The organism is Streptomyces endocoffeicus (genome assembly GCF_016741935.1).
GTDB classification, from domain to species: Bacteria; Actinomycetota; Actinomycetes; order Streptomycetales; family Streptomycetaceae; genus Streptomyces; species Streptomyces endocoffeicus.
The window spans coordinates 173,832-189,109 of the sequence record NZ_JAERRG010000016.1 but is presented as its reverse complement, the minus strand read 5'-3'; the positions used below and the strand labels follow the sequence as shown (position 1 = coordinate 189,109).

General features: G+C 71.3%; 16 protein-coding genes. 5 read left to right on the top strand and 11 right to left on the bottom strand.

Annotated elements, in window-relative coordinates; translation table 11 throughout:
* Positions 1-21 precede the first annotated feature (21 nt).
* Positions 22-348, top strand: a complete 327-nt coding sequence (locus JK364_RS58505; protein ID WP_443732267.1) for a CBU_0592 family membrane protein — start codon at positions 22-24, stop codon at positions 346-348.
* On the opposite strand, the gene JK364_RS33295 is transcribed toward JK364_RS58505, so the two are convergent.
* Together JK364_RS33295 and JK364_RS33290 are read right to left on the bottom strand one after the other, a co-directional pair.
* The gene (locus JK364_RS33295; protein ID WP_201855072.1) at positions 311-1,558 is read right to left on the bottom strand and encodes a cytochrome P450; all 1,248 of its coding nucleotides are present in this window, start codon (positions 1,556-1,558) and stop codon (positions 311-313) included. The two genes, JK364_RS58505 and JK364_RS33295, sit on opposite strands and share 38 nt — an antisense overlap.
* A 74-nt stretch (positions 1,559-1,632) precedes the next feature.
* Positions 1,633-2,082, bottom strand: coding sequence for a nitroreductase family deazaflavin-dependent oxidoreductase (locus tag JK364_RS33290; protein WP_201855071.1), 450 nt, complete (start codon positions 2,080-2,082; stop codon positions 1,633-1,635).
* 154 nt (positions 2,083-2,236) lie between these two features.
* On the opposite strand from JK364_RS33290, the gene JK364_RS33285 reads away from it, so the two are divergent.
* Positions 2,237-2,956, top strand: a complete 720-nt coding sequence (locus JK364_RS33285) for a TetR/AcrR family transcriptional regulator (protein ID WP_201855070.1) — start codon at positions 2,237-2,239, stop codon at positions 2,954-2,956.
* A 4-nt stretch (positions 2,957-2,960) separates the two neighbouring features.
* Here JK364_RS33285 and JK364_RS33280 read toward each other — a convergent pair whose 3' ends face one another.
* Positions 2,961-3,845 carry a class I SAM-dependent methyltransferase gene (locus JK364_RS33280; RefSeq protein WP_201855069.1) on the bottom strand — a complete coding sequence of 295 codons (885 nt, stop codon included), beginning with the start codon at positions 3,843-3,845 and terminating at the stop codon, positions 2,961-2,963.
* A gap of 47 nt (positions 3,846-3,892) precedes the next feature.
* Between JK364_RS33280 and JK364_RS33275 the strand changes: the two genes are divergently transcribed.
* A complete protein-coding gene (locus tag JK364_RS33275) occupies positions 3,893-4,477 on the top strand; it encodes a helix-turn-helix domain-containing protein (RefSeq protein WP_201855068.1) in 585 nt (194 codons plus the stop codon).
* Positions 4,478-4,514: 37 nt separating this feature from the next.
* On the opposite strand, the gene JK364_RS33270 is transcribed toward JK364_RS33275, so the two are convergent.
* From JK364_RS33270 to JK364_RS33255, 4 genes are read right to left on the bottom strand one after another with little or no spacing between them, the layout of a single operon-like run.
* Entirely contained in the window at positions 4,515-5,132 is a 618-nt protein-coding gene (locus JK364_RS33270) for a GTP-binding protein (protein WP_201855067.1), read from the bottom strand.
* Complete coding sequence (locus JK364_RS33265) at positions 5,080-5,577, bottom strand: DUF742 domain-containing protein (protein WP_201855066.1); 498 nt, start codon at positions 5,575-5,577, stop codon at positions 5,080-5,082. The genes JK364_RS33270 and JK364_RS33265 overlap by 53 nt, the downstream gene beginning before the upstream one ends.
* 34 nt (positions 5,578-5,611) lie before the next feature.
* Positions 5,612-6,082, bottom strand: a complete 471-nt coding sequence (locus JK364_RS33260) for a roadblock/LC7 domain-containing protein (protein WP_020868862.1) — start codon at positions 6,080-6,082, stop codon at positions 5,612-5,614.
* The gene (locus JK364_RS33255) at positions 6,063-8,741 is read right to left on the bottom strand and encodes an ATP-binding protein (RefSeq protein ID WP_307841451.1); all 2,679 of its coding nucleotides are present in this window, start codon (positions 8,739-8,741) and stop codon (positions 6,063-6,065) included. The genes JK364_RS33260 and JK364_RS33255 overlap by 20 nt, the downstream gene beginning before the upstream one ends.
* A gap of 519 nt (positions 8,742-9,260) precedes the next feature.
* On the opposite strand from JK364_RS33255, the gene JK364_RS33250 reads away from it, so the two are divergent.
* Positions 9,261-10,400: a substrate-binding domain-containing protein gene (locus JK364_RS33250; RefSeq protein ID WP_201855065.1), complete on the top strand. Its 1,140-nt coding sequence runs from the start codon at positions 9,261-9,263 to the stop codon at positions 10,398-10,400.
* A gap of 309 nt (positions 10,401-10,709) precedes the next feature.
* Here the strand turns inward: JK364_RS33250 and JK364_RS33245 are convergent, their stop codons facing one another.
* Entirely contained in the window at positions 10,710-11,483 is a 774-nt protein-coding gene (locus JK364_RS33245) for a calcium-binding protein (RefSeq protein ID WP_307841450.1), read from the bottom strand.
* 640 nt (positions 11,484-12,123) lie between these two features.
* Here JK364_RS33245 and JK364_RS33240 point away from each other — a divergent pair.
* Complete coding sequence (locus JK364_RS33240) at positions 12,124-12,714, top strand: hypothetical protein (protein ID WP_201855063.1); 591 nt, start codon at positions 12,124-12,126, stop codon at positions 12,712-12,714.
* A gap of 37 nt (positions 12,715-12,751) precedes the next feature.
* On the opposite strand, the gene JK364_RS33235 is transcribed toward JK364_RS33240, so the two are convergent.
* The 3 genes from JK364_RS33235 to JK364_RS33225 all read right to left on the bottom strand — a co-directional run bounded on the left by JK364_RS33235 (position 12,752) and on the right by JK364_RS33225 (position 15,198).
* Positions 12,752-13,927 (bottom strand): RNA polymerase sigma factor, encoded by a 1,176-nt coding sequence (locus JK364_RS33235; RefSeq protein ID WP_201855143.1) that lies wholly within the window; start codon positions 13,925-13,927, stop codon positions 12,752-12,754.
* A 5-nt stretch (positions 13,928-13,932) separates the two neighbouring features.
* The gene (locus JK364_RS33230) at positions 13,933-14,352 is read right to left on the bottom strand and encodes a YciI family protein (protein ID WP_201855062.1); all 420 of its coding nucleotides are present in this window, start codon (positions 14,350-14,352) and stop codon (positions 13,933-13,935) included.
* 63 nt (positions 14,353-14,415) lie between these two features.
* Positions 14,416-15,198 (bottom strand): FadR/GntR family transcriptional regulator, encoded by a 783-nt coding sequence (locus JK364_RS33225; RefSeq protein ID WP_230992858.1) that lies wholly within the window; start codon positions 15,196-15,198, stop codon positions 14,416-14,418.
* Positions 15,199-15,278 lie beyond the last annotated feature (80 nt).

Here is a 15,278-nt window from a genome sequence, read left to right as displayed (position 1 = left end):
CGCGGCCGCCACCATGGCGGTATGGAGGAGTTGCTGCCCCCGGTCGCCACGGCGGCCGGGTGGATAGGTGCCCTGTGCACCGCCACGGCCTATGCCCTGGTCTCACGTCGGCGGATCGAACCGGATTCGCGCACATCCCAGTCGGTCAACATGCTCGGTGGTGCGCTGCTGGCCGTATCGGCGGCCGCCAATGGCGCCTGGCCATCGGTCACTTCGAACTTCGTGTGGGTCATCATCGGGATGCAGACCCTCGTGGGCGTACGCCGCGGCCTTCGGCGTGACCGACGGCCGCTAGCGCCCGCGACAACGGTCACCACACCACCGGCACCCGCTCGAAGCTGTCCGTGAGCACTCCGGTGCGGCGCGCCAGCTCGGCGGACGGGACGGCCAGGTCGAGATCGGGCAGGCGGTCCAGGAGGATTTCCAGGGCGACGTGCAGTTCGGTACGGGCCAGGGCCTGGCCTATGCAGGAGTGGGCGCCGGCGCCGAAGGCGAGGTGGCGGTTGGGGGTGCGGGTCAGGTCCAGGTGGTCGGCGTGGGGGAACATCCGCTCGTCGCGGTTGGCGGAGGCGACGACCGAAACGGTGGTGCTGCCCTTCGGGATCACCTCGCCGCCCAGTTGGGCGTCCTCCGTCAGATAGCGGGGCATACCCGGACCACGGTTGACGTCGAAGCGGAGCAACTCCTCGACGGCCGGGCGGATCAGGGAGCGGTCGTCCAGCAGGCGCTGCCAGCGGGAACGGTCGTCGAGCAGGACCGGGACCAGCTTCCCGATCACGCTGGAGGTGGTCTCGTGGCCGGCGTGCATCAGGCCCTGCGCGATCTGGACCAGAACCGCCCCGGGCGGGCGGGGGTCGGCGGCGTCGGTGATCTCGATCAGCTTGCTGAGCAGGTCGTCACCCGGTGCGCTCCGTGTCCGGGCCACCTGCTCGCCCAGATACGCCAGGAGCTCCTCGCGGGCGGTGCGGGTCTCCCGCTCGCCGTAGCGGTCCCCGCTGAACAGGGCGCCCGACCAGTACGCGAAGCGGTCCCAGTCCGCCTCCGGTACGCCCAGCAGGGCGCCGACGACCCGTGCCGGGAACGGATACGCGAACCCCGTCCAGAGGTCGGCGGGGATCGGCCCGGCCTCCATGGCGTCCACCAGGGCGTGGCCGATGGCGACGATCCGGGGGCGGAGCGCGGCGACCCGCTTGGCGGTGAGCGCCTGGCCCACCAGGCGCCGCCAGCGCTGATGCCGTTCGCCCGTGCCGGTCCCGTCCGGCCCCGCCTCGCTCACATCCCGTGGGAAGCGGGGATCGGACAGCATCGCGTGCACATCCTCGTACCGGGTCAGCACCCGCACCGGGGCGCCGGTGGAGCGCAGCGCCAGCTCCGGGATCGGGCATCCCTCGGCCCGTAGCGCGGCCCACTCCTTCGGGGGTTCGAGGGGGTGCTCCGTGGCGAACGGGAAGTCGCCGAGGGGGCAGCGCGCTTCCGCGCCTTCCGGCTTCGCGCTTTCCGCGCCTTCCGCTTCCGCGCCTTCCGGCTTCGTCTCGTCCGCCACTTCTGCTTCACCCACGGAGCGCCTCCAGAGCCGTACGACGTGCGGCGAACAGTTACTCACCACTCATCGGTGAAGTCAAAGAGACTCGGTCATCCCTGCGCGCTGATCCTGAACACCGGGAAGCCGGGCGCGATCTCCAGCAGCCTCACGTCGCTCGAACGCGCGTCGACGTCGTCGAAGAAGCGGCCGACCTCCCACGCCCACTTCTTCAAGTACAGCCGCAGGATCTCCGGCTTCACGCCGTCCTCGACCTCGACGGCGGTGAACGGCTCCACCCGGCGGCCCAGCCGCAGTTCGCCGCCGCCCGCCGCCCGCATGTTGCGCACCCACTGGGTGTGGCCGCGCGGGGCGACGAGGTAGCGCTCGCCGCGCAGGGTGAGCGGGTTGACCGGGGTGGTGCGCCACTCGCCGCTCTTGCGGCCGCGGACGGCCAGGATCTGGCTCCCGGCCAGACTGATGCCGATCTTCGTCAGGCGCTTGGCGAGGCCGTTGAAGATCCTGTCGAACTTGCTGGGCTTGAGGTTGCGGAGCTCGGTCATGTCATCCCCTCTTCGACTCTCGATGCGAGAGCGGTATTCGAGCGACGAGAGCAGCGCTCTCTGTTGAGATCACTGAACACCGAAGCCCATCCACAAGTCAAGAGCAGTGCTCTCGGAATCGTGCGCCGCTCTCTCTCATGGCACACTGGTCGGCATGAACGCCAGTCGGACAGCCAGGGACCGGGCCCGGGCGGAGCTCACGCAGGAGATCAAGAACGAGGCCCGGCGTCAGCTCGCGGTGGATGGCGCCCAGAAACTCTCGTTGCGCTCGGTCGCCCGGGAGCTGGGCATGGTGTCATCGGCCCTCTACCGCTACTTCGCCAGCAGGGACGAGCTGCTCACCGCCTTGATCATCGACGCCTACGACGCGGTGGGCGAGCAGGCGGAGAAGGCCGCGGAGATGGCTGCGGAGGGGGGCACGCCGCGGGAGCGCTGGCGCAAGGCGTGTCACGCGGTCCGGGGCTGGGCGCGGGCCAACCCGCATGAGTACGCCCTGATCTACGGTTCACCGATCCCGGGGTACGCCGCCCCGCAGGACACGGTCGCCTCGGCGGCGCGCGTACCGATGGTCCTGTTCAGGATCCTGCGGGAGACGAACCCTTCGCCCGCGTTCGAAGGCCCGCCCCTGACCGAGGGTCTGGCCGGTCAGTTGCGGGCACTGGGCGAGCTGGTCTTGCCGGATGGCGAGCGGATCGCGCCGGATCTGCCGCCGGAGACGCTCAACCGCGGCCTCGTGGTGTGGACGCAGCTGTTCGGGATGCTGAGCTTCGAGCTGTTCGGTCAGTTCGTCGGCAGCGTCGACCCCACCGACGAGTTCTTCGACCACACGATTGAACAGTTCGCCGACTTCCTCGGGCTTCCGCCGGCCCGTTGACGGGTCATGGGCGGCGGGCCGCCCACAGGGTGCGCTCGGCGCGGACGTTGAGGTCGTCGCGCCGCAGCACGCCGTCCGGGCCGTCGCTGTCGATGAGGTGGTCGAGGGTGGCCAGGTCGTCGGGGCTCAGGCGCTCCGCCACATGGGAACGGACGCGGCGGAGGAACGCCTGGGCGTAGCGGCCGGTGGGCTCGGGGAGCGGGGGGCGCAGATCGATGGTGAAGGGGCGTTCCACCGCGATGCGGAATCCGGCGCGGGAGAGGCGCGGGCCCCAGTCGGAGCCCAGCTCCGGCATCCGCTCGGCGTGCTCCTGGGCCTGTACGGCGTGACAGCGGGCCTCCAAGCCGGGCCGCCCCCGGCCCACGTCGTCGGGGAGGAAGCGCGGGAAGCCGGCCATCTCGATCACGGCCAGGAGACCGCCGGGGCGCAGCCGTTCGAAGATCTCACGCAGGCCTCGGTCGGGGTCGGCGAGGTGGTGGACGGAGGCCGACGCCCACACCAGGTCCACGGGGCCGAAGTCCGGCCATGTGTCGTCCAGATCCGCCTGGACGGTTCGGACGCGGTCCTCCACTCCGCGTGCGCGGGCCTTGCCCCGCAGATGCTCCAGGAGGTCGGGGGACCGGTCGACGGCGATCGCCTCGGCGTCCTCGAAACGCCGGAGCAGGGCGAGGGTGCCGGTGCCGGTGCCGCTGCCCAGGTCGAGGATGCGGCGGGGCGGGTCGTCCCGCGTCAACTGGGCCAGCTGGGACGTCACTTCGGAGAGGTAGCTGTGCAGGACTTCGGCGTCGAGGTCCAGGAGTTCGGCCCAGCCCGAGTCGTCCGGCCGGCCCGCCCCGGCGTCGCTGTGGTGGTGGTGCTGGTGATGGTGCTCGTGGTGGTGGTCCGTCATGTTTCGAGCGTAAGTGGACCTTGCTTCAGCGACATACCATCTTGCGTATGACGCAAGAGGACAGCGCTCTCGACGCCCTGGTTCGCCGGCGGATCAGGGAACTGCGTTCGGCCAAGGGCTGGTCGCTGGACGATCTGGCCGCCCGCTGCTATCTGAGTCCATCCACGCTGAGCCGGATCGAGACGGGACATCGACGGATCAGTCTTGATCAGTTGAGCGCGATAGCGCGGGCCCTGGGGACCACTCTGGATCAGCTGGTGGATTCGACCGCCGCCGATGACGTGATCATCCGGCCGCGGCATGACGCGGCGCGCGGGCGGACCGCCTGGATGCTGAACCGACAGCCCGGGGTCATCGTGGCCAAGCTACGCCTCACCAAACCGGCCCCGACCAGCGCCGAGGCGCTGAAGGTCCATCCGGGCAGAGACTGGTTCACGGTCCTGTCCGGGGCCGTCACGCTCGTGTTGGGGGATCGGAGGATCGTCGTCGAGGCCGGGCAGGCGGCGGAGTTCTCCACGATGATCCCCCACACCTTCGGAGCGCACGGCGGGCCTGCCGAGGCCCTGGGCATCCTGGACCAGGACGGGCGCCGGACCCAGCTGCGGTCCCTGCCGGAGGAAGGCGGCCCCTGATCTCGGTCCGCGGCGGCGGCCAGCCCGTTACGTCCTGTCAGGCCGGGGCGGCGGCGGACTGGGCGCGGGAGAGGGCCACGTCGAGGACGACCAGGAGCGCGTCGCGGACCGAGCCCGTCTCGCGGGCGTCGAAGACGATCAGCGGGACGTGTTCGGAGATGTCCAGCGCCCAGCGGACCTCGTCCAGATCGTGCTGGACCTCGCCGTCGAAGGCGTTGATGGCGACGGCGAAGGGGATGTCCTTGTGCTCGAAGTAGTCCACCGCCGCGTAGCAGTCGTCCAGACGGCGGGTGTCCACGATCACCAGACCGCCGAGGGCGCCCTCGACCACGTCGTCCCACATGAAGCCGAAGCGGTCCTGGCCCGGCGTGCCGAACAGATAGAGCTTCAGCTTCGGGTCGATCGTGATGACGCCGAAGTCCATGGCGACCGTGGTGGTGGTCTTGCCGGGCGTGTGCGTGAGGTCGTCCACGCCCGCCGCGACCTCCGTGATCAACGCCTCCGTGGTCAGCGGCCGGATCTCGGAGATCGCGCCCACCGCCGTGGTCTTGCCGACCCCGAAGCCACCGGCGATGACCAGCTTGACCGGCAGTGGCGGTTCTTCAACCGCTGTCGCGGAGTGAGCCCCGTGAGTCGGGGACGGCACGGAGACCATCGATAACCCTTCGCAGTACGGAGATGTCGTGAACGGTCCCGGCGTTCGGGACGTGGACCGCCAGATATCCGGCGGCGCACAGGTCCTCCGCGAGGACCCGGACCACGTTGAGGTGCAGATGCAGCCGGGCGGCCAGCTCCGCCACCGACTGGGGGCGTCGGCAGGCGGCGACGATGTCGCGGCGTTCGAAGGTGAGCGACCGCAGGGCGGACAGCCCGTCCGGCGTCGCCACGATCTGGGTCTCGACCGGGAGCGGTGGCGCGGCGCCGCTCCCGGACACCCGGCCCGCGGTCAGCAGGAACGGGCGGACGGCGGAGGCGCGGACGGCGGGCTCGGGTGGCTCCGGGGCGGCCCGGGCGTCGTCCTCCGCCTCATGCCCCGCCGCTTCATGCGCCGCCGCCTCATGCGCTGCCGCATCGTGCGGTACTGGTTCACCGGCGACCATCTCGACCCCCCTCCTCCATGCTCCGCGCGGCCCGTCAGCCGACGGACCCGGCGCTCTTCTTCAGCTCCATGACAAGCTGCGGGGTCAGCGCGGTCCCGGCCCGGTTGGCGAAGAGGGTCATCTCGTACGCGATGTTGCCCAGCTTCGCCTCCTTCGTGGTCACCACGCCGAGCACGGCACCGCAGCCGATGGACGACACCAGCACATGGCCGCCCTCGAGATCGATGATGACCTTGTTCAGGTCGCCGAGGCCGTAGTTGCCGGAGGCACCGGCGGCGAGGCTGGTGACACCGGAGACGATCGCGGCGAGCCGCTCGGAGTCTGCCTGTTCCCGCAGTTGGGAGACGGCGATCAGCAGACCGTCGGAGGACACCGCGATGGCGTCGACGACACCGGCGGTCTGGGTGGCGAATCGGTCCAGCAGCCAGGTGAAGTCGGCCGCGGCGGCCCGCAGATCCGTGGCTTCCCGCTCAGCGGTACCGCTCTTATCTGTCGGCGTGGTCACTGCCCGACTCCTTCCGGGGTCGCTGATGTGTCGATGGCATGGCTTCGGCCGGGGCGGCGGCGCTGTCCCGCTCCGCCCTGCGTACGGCCGCCTCGAACTCGTCGAGTTCGGAGCGGACCGCCTCGGCGTCGGCGGGCCGGCGCGTTGCGGGGATCGCCCGGTCGGCCGGTGAGGTGGTCTTGTCGAGCGTCGCGCCCCTGACGCGGCGGCGGAGGGGGCGGGAGCCGGGGGCGGCGGCCGGGGTGGCGGCGTTCGGCTCGTTCGTGGCGGACCGCTCCTTCCCGGCGTTCGGCTCGTTCGCTGTCCGCGTCTCCTGCGCGGCGTCGGCCGACTCCGCGTTCGTACGGGACGACGTCGCCGGGACCCGCCGCGGCAGACCCGACTCCGTCACCGGCGCCGCCGGGCGACGCTCGGGCGCGGTGGCGGAGGTCCGTACGGGCGGAGGCGTGGCGGCGGGCGCGGGTTCGGACTCCCGCGGCTCCCGCCCGGACCCCACCGCGCCCTTACCCGAAGCCGAAGCCGACCCCGGCCCCGAGGCCGTAACCGATCCCGAAGCCGTAACCGACCCCGAGGCCGACCCCGGCCCCGTAATCGCCGGCTCCTCCCCCGCCCCCCGCGCCACCAGCAGCGCCGACGGCACCCACACACTGCCCGTGACCCCGCCGCCCGGCGTACGGCTCAGCGTGACCCGGATGCCCCAGCGCCGGGCGAGGCTGCCGACCACGAAGAGGCCGAGCACCTTGGTCGGTACGAGGTCGAGCCGCTCGCGGCGCACCAGGCGGGCGTTCTCCTCCTCGAGGCGTTCCGCGGCCAGGCCGAGGCCGTGGTCGATGACCTCGATCAGCGCGCCGCCGTCCGCCGTGACATCGGTGCCGGGCCGGACGACGACCTCGACGGGGGTGTCGGACGGGGAGAACGAGACCGCGTTCTCCAGCAACTCCGCCAGCATCAGCGTGAGGTCGCCGGTGATGTCGGGTGCGACGGTGACCTCGGTCTCGGACCGCAGGGACACCCGCTGGAACCCCTCGATCTGGCCGAGCGCCGCGCGGATGACATCGGCCAGCGTCGTCGGCCGGGCGTCCAGCTCGGTCTCCCGGATTCCGGCGAGCAGCATCAGGCTGTCGGCGTTGCGCTGGAGGCGTACGGCGATGTGGTCGATGCGGTAGAGCCGCTCCAGGATGTCGGGGGCGGTCTCCTGGCGTTCGACGGCGTCGATCAGGGTGAGCTGGCGGGTGGTGAGATTGCTGACCCGGCGCCCGACGTTGCCGAACATCTCGCCGACGTTGCGGCGGCTGAGCACCTGCCGCTCCAGCAGCGCCGCGGCGGTGACCTGCACCTTGTTGAACGCCTCGGCCAGATCGCCGATCTCGTCGCGCACCGGGACGGGGATCGGCCGGGGCCGCAGCGGGGTGGAGTCGGTCGTGTCGTCGTCCTCGACCTTGGCGAGTTCCTCGTCCGCCACCTCGACCACCTGGTGGGCGGCGCCGGTGAGGGCCGCCAGGGGGCGTACGACGGAGCGCCGGACCAGGAAGGAGAAGGTCAGCCAGGCGGCGAAGCCGAGGACGGCGAGGGCGAGCAGGGCCAGCGCCTTGTACAGGGCGTCGCGGGAGACGCCTTCGGCCCGGTCGGCGATCTCGCCGATCAGCGAGCGGGCGATCTCGAGTCGGGCCTCGGCCTGCCGGTTGCCCTGGGCCATCGCCGAGCGGAGCTCCCTCGGCGACTGGCCCTGGAGGGAGCTGGGGTCGATCTGGAGCTCGGCGAACCGGTCCTCGATGCCGTTCGCCTCGGCGTTCCGCTCGATGCCGTCGAGGCGCAGGACCTGGCCGGGGTCGGCGATCCTGGCGAAACGTTCCGACTGCTCCTCGTAGACCCGGTGGGCGCCGACCGCGCGGGTGTACTCGGTGAGGCCGTTGGCGTCCCGGGTCTGGGCGGAGAACACCCCGCCCTCGAAGGCCGCGTGGGCGGCGTCGGCGCGCATCACGGCGTCGACCAGCTCGATCGCGGAGGACGAGGGGTTGTCGGAGAAGTGATCGAGCCCGATGCCGTCGATGAGATAGCCGACGGCGGCGGCGTACGCGGGGTCGATACCGGCGGCGGGCACCGAGCCCCGTTCGACCTTGTCCCGCAGCACGCTCAGGCGCTGGACGTAGTCGAGGGCGCGGGCCTCGTCCTTCGGCAGGGCGGAGCCGAACGCCGAACGCACATCGGCGGCCCGCCCATCGGTGACCCGCTGCGCCCGGCGGTAGTCGGCGGTGGACGGGAAGGTGGCCCCGGGGCGGACCGACTCCTGCTCGACGGAGAGCAGGAGCGCCTCCCGGTGCTCGGCCTGTACGTCGTTGATCAGCCGAGCCACCTGGCCGCTGTCGCGCACCCGCTCGGCGATCCGGTCGGCGTCCAGGGCCTGCCGCACCTCGCCGTTCACGGCGAGGCCGAGGAGCGCGCCGACGACCGTCAGCGGCACGATCACCAGGACGTTGAGCTTCCGCCGGAACGGCCAGCGGTCGAGGAGCGCGCCGAGGGCTTCCGTCCTACGACCCGTCGTGCGGTCCGTCGTACGACCCGCCCTGCCACCCGTCGTGCGCCGGGACCCCGGACTCGGCGGTGACGCCTGTCCGGACGGCTCCTGGTCGGCTGGCGGGTCCGCCGTGTCCACAGACACCCAGGTCCTCCTTCGATGTGCTCCTGAGCGGTGACCGAGGTGTTGTTGCCGCCGATCGCCGACACCGGGAAACGGGACGTCGGCGAAGGCGATTCCGGCCGGAACGCGAGCGATGGAATCGCGCCACATGCCTGACCGGGCGTGAACACTACCGCCTGCGCGCACACGCGCAAGGGATGGCCTCCCAACGACCACGGAATTTCCACGGTTTGCTGGGTTTAGGTCATCTACGTATCCCCCGGCGCCCCGTCAGCCGCCCAACCGGTGGCCGGGAGGTGGCCGCCCGGTGGTCATGGGGTGGAGGCCGAGGGTGACGCGTGGGCTGGCTTGTTCACGACTGTGCTCAATGGGGCAGCGGGTGCCGAAGGGGGCTGCCCGGCGCGCCACCGCCACCCGTAACCTGTCTGCTCCCAGCCCCTGGCCCACCATCGGTCCATCCATCGGTCCATCCCCGGCCCACCCCCGGTCCACCCACCGGTCCGAACTCTCCGTACCACTCCGTGCCCTGCGAGGAGACCCGTGCACCCCACCCGCAAGGCGGCCCTGACGGCCATCGCGCTGCTGGCCGTGGCCACCGCCGGCTGCGAGCCCGGCGCCGCCTCCACCACGACCCACCGGACCTCCGCGAAGCCCGGCTGCCCGACCGTCCTCTCCAGAGCCAAACAAGCCGTCAAGAAGGCGGAGGCCGTCGACGCCCCCTGGAAGGGCCCCACCACCGGGCCCGAGGCGGCCGGTCACGGCAAGAGCGTCGTCTTCATCGCCCATGACCTCTCCAACCCCGGTCCGGCCGGAGTCGCCCAGGGCGTCCAGGAAGCCGCGACGCTGTTGCGGTGGAACGCCCGCACCATCAACGGCCAGGGCACGCCGGAGGGTTACCGGTCCGCCTTCAAGGAGGCGCTCGCCCTCAAGCCGGACGGCATCGCCATCGCCGGTTTCGACCCCGGCAGCGTCGCCGACGAGATCAAGAAGGCCAAGGCGGCGGGCATTCCGGTGATCGGCTGGCACGCCGCCCCGACCCCGGGCCCGGACGGGAGCCCGGATCTCTTCACCAGCGTCACCACCCGGGTCGAGGACGTCGCGAAGATCAGCGCCGACTGGATCATCGCCCGCTCGGGCGGCCGCGCGGGCGTGGTGCTGTTCGCCGACGACACGGTCCCGTTCGCGAAGCACAAGTCGGACCTGATCAAGAAGGAGCTCGCCACCTGCTCCGACGTCAAGCTGCTGAGCTACCAGAACATGCCGATACCCGAGGTCAACAAGCGCGCCATCGGGGAAGTCCGGTCCCTGCTCTCCCGCTTCGGCGACAAGTGGACGTACTCGGCCGCCATCAACGACCTGTACTTCCGGCATACCGCCGCCGCCCTGCGCGCCGCGGGCAAGGACGGGGCGGGCGCCCCGTTCAACATCGGCGCGGGGGACGGCGACCCGTCGGCCTTCCAGCGCGTCAACGGCCAGCGGTTCCAGGCGGCCACGGTGCCCGAGCCCCTCACCGAACAGGGCTGGCAGATCGTCGATGAGTTCAACCGCGCCTTCGCGGACAAGCCCGCCAGCGGATACGTCCCCTCGGTGCACATCACCACCGCCGCGAACAGCGGTGGCGCGCCGTCCTGGGACTCCGAGGGCTATCGGCAGGCGTATCGCGAGATCTGGGGGAAGTAGGCCGAGGGACGTGGGCGAAGGGGAGGGCCGGGACTCCTGAGGGGAGCCCCGGCCCCAAGGGACCTACGGGGTGTCCGGCGGACCACGCGGCGGAGCCGCATGTCGATGCTGCCCCCTCCCCGCCCCTTCCCGCGGCATCGATATGCGGCTCCGCCGCGTGGCAAGGGCTTCGCCCCTGGACCCCGGGGTCTGGGGCGGAGCCCCCCACGCGGCGGAGCCGCATATCGTCAGGTGTCGGGAAGGGGCGGGGAGGGGAGCAGCCGGCCGCAAGCGCCAAGATCCGCCGGACACCCCCAGTCCTGCCCGGACTCAGTCCTGGTGGACCTCGTTGTTGCCCGTGCCGCCGGAGAGGGTGTCATTGCCCTCGCCGCCCCACAGCACGTCGTCGCCGCTGTTGCCGTAGAGGGTGTCGTCGCCCTTGCCGCCACGGAGGATGTCGTTGCCGGTGCCCCCGCGCAGGATGTTGTCCTCGGAGCCGCCGGTGATGCTGTCGTTCCCGGCGTCACCGTGGCATTCCTGCGCGCAGTTGGTGATGGTGTCGTCGCCGTCGCCGCCGTAGGCGCCGAAGCCCATGACGCCGCCACCACCGTCGATCTTGTCGTTGCCGCCCTCGCCGTAGAACGTGGGCGCGGCGCTGCCCTGGAGGACGTCGTTACCGGCGCCGCCGTGAATTCCGGCGTAGGCCGAGCCATTGGGGTCGATCTTCGCGGTGTCGTTGCCGTCACCGAGATCGACGTCGAAGTTATCGGAGTCGTCGGAGTTCTGCGGGATTTCCACCGCACACTGGGCGACGGTGTGATCGCTCGCGGTCGGGTAGGTGCACTCGTCCCATTCCGCCGCTTGCGCATCGATGGTGATGTCACCCTGGTCGCGGAAGGTGAGGACGTAATACTCCTCGAATTCCCCACGGCTGACGATCTGCTCGGAGACCGTCAGCTTGTTCTTCTGCCCCGCGGCGGCCTTGTACCAGAGCTCGCCGTCCTCGTGGACGAGAGAGCCCGAGGTCGTCGGGGCCGCCTGGGCGGCGGGCGCCGCGAGCGCGGCTCCCCCCAGGGCGAGAGCGAGGGTGGCCGTAGCGGCCATGATCCGGTACCTGCGCATAGGGAAAGGGCCCTTCGTGCAATCAGTGCCGATCGGGCCGGCGAGAAAGTGCGGTTCAGTCACCGGGCGCCGGCGATCGGCTATTTGGTGTTTCCGATCGCCCCGGTAGACCGTGATGGACGGCAAGCGGTTGCCCCGGAAATTACCTAGTTCCCCGCAGGATTCCCGCAGGATTCCCGCAGTCGCAGGTCATCGAGTTATTCGAAGGACGTTGCACAAGGAATAACGACATCGCCGTAACCGGCCTTTCCGGACCGCTTAACCCCTTGTTCACCCAGCCGGTCGCGGTGGACGGCCACGTCCGTTCGACTGGGTCGGCGCAGGGGTCATCGCGCCGGAGGAGACAGGGCCAGACAGGGCGGGCACGACCGTAGACGATGGCCCACCGGCCCGGCGCCCGTCCGGCGCCCGTCCAGCGCCCGTCCAGCGCCCGCGCCAGAAAGCCTCCGCGAGAGGGCCGCCGTGAGAAAGTCGCCAGGAGAAAGCACCACAGGAAACTGATCCGAATTCCAGTAAACATTTCCTGGAGAACATCTCCGGAATCTGTGGAGCTTCGGCGTATCCGCCTGTCAAGATCTTCCCTCATGCCTTCCCCGTTCACTCAGGAATATCAGGGATTCTCGTGCGGAAAATGAATGCGGCCGCCACCGTGGCCGTCGCGGTACTGGCTCTGGCGCTGACCGGCTGCGGCAAGGACGACGACAAGGGCGCCCAGTCGTCCGACGCCTCCGACAGGACGGCGTCCGCGCAGAAGGCGGACGACGCGGAACGCGGCACCGCGTCCGCCGCTCCCACCAGCGCGAGCCCCAGCCCGAGCCGTACGAAGCCCGCCAAGAGCCCCAGCGCGAGCCCGAGCAGTCCCCGGGCCACCCGCACCGCCGACGGCACCACTCCGGCCCCGCGCCGCACGACTCCGAAGACGCAGGCCCCCGCGCCGACCCGTGCGGGCGCCCCGGCGAGCGTGCAGGGCACGTGGTACTCCACGGTGCGCGATCCGAACGGTAAGCCGCTCGTGATGACCGTGAGCGGCGGTTCCCTCTCCGTGGGGTACCAGGGCAAGTCCTGCCCCGGGACGATCAGCGCGAGCATGGCCGTGACCATGACCTGTCAGGGCGAGACCATTTCCGGTGGCCATGCCGTGGTCAGCGGGGACGGCCAGAGCCTCACCGTCAGCTGGCCGCAGGGCAACCCCGACCGCTACGTCCGCCCGTGAGCCGACTGTTCGTTGACGCGCCCCGTGGTGCGGCCCGTCAGTGAGCTCGGCCGGTGTTGAGCCGGGCGGCCTGGCGGGTCAGGTAGTCGCGTTCGGCGAGGTTGGCCGCCTTGTGGGCCGCCTCCGCGTACAGCCGGGCCGCCGTCGCCAGGTCGCCGTCGCGCTCGTGGAGGTACGCCGCGACCGCCGCGTGGCGGGGCAGGGAGTATCCCCCGCTCGAAGAGCTGGCGGAAGAATCGTCCAGTTCCGCGAGCGCGGCCAGCCCGGCGCGCGGGCCGTCGGCCTCGCCGACCGCCACCGCCCGGTTGAGCCGGACGACCGGGCTGTCGGTCAGACCCGCGAGCTCGTCGTACCACTCCACGATCTGCACCCAGTCGGTCTCCTCGGCGGTGGGCGCGTCCGCGTGGAGGGCCGCGATGGCGGCCTGGGCCTGGAACTCGCCCAGCCGGTCGCGGGCCAGCGCCGCCTGAAGGATCTCCACCCCCTCGGCGATCGCCTTGGTGTCCCACCGGGAGCGGTCCTGCTCGGCGAGCGGCACCAGGCTGCCGTCGGGCGCGGTCCGGGTGGCGCGCCGGGCGTGGTGGAGCAGCATCAGGGCGAGCAGCCCCGCCACCTCGGGGTGGTCGATCGCGGCCGCGAGCTGCCGGGTGAGCCGGATGGCCTCGGCGGCGAGGTCGACGTCGCCCGAGTAGCCCTCGTTGAAGACCAGGTACAGCACGCGCAGCACGGTGGCGACGTCGCCGAGCTGGTCGAACCGTACGCCGGAGACGGTGCGCTTGGCCCGGCTGATGCGCTGCGCCATGGTCGCCTCGGGCACCAGATACGCCTGGGCGATCTGGCGGGTGGTGAGGCCGCCGACCGCGCGCAGCGTGAGCGCGACGGCGGACGACGGCGTCAGCGACGGATGGGCGCACAGGAAGTACAGCTGGAGCGTGTCGTCCACCGAGGCCGTGGGCCCGGGTGCCGGTTCCTCCTCGACGAGGTCCTCACGCCGGCGGCGGGCGGTGTCCGCCCGGGTCGCGTCGAGGAACTTGCGCCAGGCCACGGTGACCAGCCAGCCCTTGGCGTCCCTCGGGGGGTCGGCCGGCCACCCGCGGACCGCCTCGATGAGCGCGTCCTGCACGGCGTCCTCGGCCGCCGCGAAATCGGCTCCGCGGCGGACGAGGATGCCGAGCACGCCCGGCGTGAGGCTCCTGATCAGGGCCTCGTTCATCTGTGTCACTTGAAGGTGCACTCCGTGGTGCTGGGCTTGGCGGTCAGGAACGGACGCACCTCCAGCCACTCGTGGATCGGCTTCCCGTCCTTCCCCGGAGCGGCCGACAGCTCACCGGCCAGCTCGACGGCGCGCTCGTGGCTGTCGACGTCGATCACCATCCAGCCCGCGATGAGGTCCTTGGTCTCGGCGAACGGACCGTCGGTGACCGGCGGACGCCCCTCACCGTCGTACCGCACCCACGACCCCTCCGGGGCGAGCGCCTGACCGTCGACGAACTCGCCGGTCTTCTCCAGCCGGGCCGCGAAGTCGTTCATGAACTGCACGTGCGCCGAGATCTCCTCCGGCGTCCACTGGTCCATCGGCACGTTGTTCACCGGAGCCGGAGCGCCGCGGTAGTGCTTCAGCAGCAGGTACTTGGCCATCGTGGTTCTCCTCGATGCGGATGCGACCCATTGTGGTCGCGTTCACCCCAGGGACGGAGCCGGTCACGCGTTCTCGACATCCCCGTCCGAGATTTTTTTGGGATCTTGTAGACCGGCCTCGGCCACCGCCGAATCCGCCCGCGCCTCCGTGCGCCGCCGCTGTTCCTCGATCCGGTGCAGCACCGAGTCCAGATGCGCCTCGGAGGCCGCTCGGGCCGCCTCCGGATCGCGGTCCTCGATCGCCCGCAGGATGGCCTGGTGCTCCTCGATGGTGGCGCGCCGGCGGGCGGCGGACAGCGAGGTCTTGCGCCGCCCCGGCTCGCCGATCTCGTAGACCCGGTCCAGCAGCCGCAGCAGCAGGGGGTTGCGGGTGTACTGGGCGATGGCGCGGTGGAAGGTGCGGTCCAGGTCGGTGAACTCCTGCCGCGTGGGCTCCCGTCGCATCGCGTCCAGCAGGGCGTGCAGCTGGACGATGTCGGAGGGGGTGGCGCGGCGGGCGGCCCGCGCGGTCACCGAGGGCTCGATGCACGCGCGCACCTCCATGACCTGCAGCAGCTCCGCCGTGGCAGCGAGCCCCGAGGCCAGGGCGTCGCCGCGCGGAGTGGCCCCCGGGTCGAGCACGACGGTGCCGGAGCCGGGGCGCCGGGCGACCAGTCCGCGCGAGGCGAGGGCGCGCAGCGCCTCGCGGACCGAGCCCCGGGAGACGCCGAGGCTCTCCGCGAGCTCCCGCTCCGGGGGGACGCGGGAACCGGGCGCCAGCTCTCCGCTCAGGATCAGCCGCTCCAGGCCGACGGCCAGGGCGTCCGGCCTCGACAGGGTGGAGTGCCGCAGTTGCCGCCAGTCCATCTCCTGGCTTTCCTCCGCCTTCTTCAGCCTTCTTCGGCTTCTTCAGCTTTCTTCGGCTTTCCGGTCCGGCCGGTGGTCCA

Excerpts from the sequence above, each read along its gene's own strand:
- JK364_RS58505 (WP_443732267.1), top strand. The coding sequence starts at position 22 with ATGGAGGAGTTGCTGCCCCCGGTCGCCACGGCGGCCGGGTGGATAGGT.
- JK364_RS33290 (WP_201855071.1), bottom strand. The coding sequence starts at position 2,082 with ATGACCGAGCTCCGCAACCTCAAGCCCAGCAAGTTCGACAGGATCTTC.
- JK364_RS33285 (WP_201855070.1), top strand. The coding sequence starts at position 2,237 with ATGAACGCCAGTCGGACAGCCAGGGACCGGGCCCGGGCGGAGCTCACG.
- JK364_RS33280 (WP_201855069.1), bottom strand. The coding sequence starts at position 3,845 with ATGACGGACCACCACCACGAGCACCATCACCAGCACCACCACCACAGC.
- JK364_RS33275 (WP_201855068.1), top strand. The coding sequence starts at position 3,893 with ATGACGCAAGAGGACAGCGCTCTCGACGCCCTGGTTCGCCGGCGGATC.
- JK364_RS33270 (WP_201855067.1), bottom strand. The coding sequence starts at position 5,132 with ATGGTCTCCGTGCCGTCCCCGACTCACGGGGCTCACTCCGCGACAGCG.
- JK364_RS33265 (WP_201855066.1), bottom strand. The coding sequence starts at position 5,577 with ATGGTCGCCGGTGAACCAGTACCGCACGATGCGGCAGCGCATGAGGCG.
- JK364_RS33245 (WP_307841450.1), bottom strand. The coding sequence starts at position 11,483 with ATGGCCGCTACGGCCACCCTCGCTCTCGCCCTGGGGGGAGCCGCGCTC.
- JK364_RS33235 (WP_201855143.1), bottom strand. The coding sequence starts at position 13,927 with ATGAACGAGGCCCTGATCAGGAGCCTCACGCCGGGCGTGCTCGGCATC.
- JK364_RS33230 (WP_201855062.1), bottom strand. The coding sequence starts at position 14,352 with ATGGCCAAGTACCTGCTGCTGAAGCACTACCGCGGCGCTCCGGCTCCG.
- JK364_RS33225 (WP_230992858.1), bottom strand. The coding sequence starts at position 15,198 with ATGGACTGGCGGCAACTGCGGCACTCCACCCTGTCGAGGCCGGACGCC.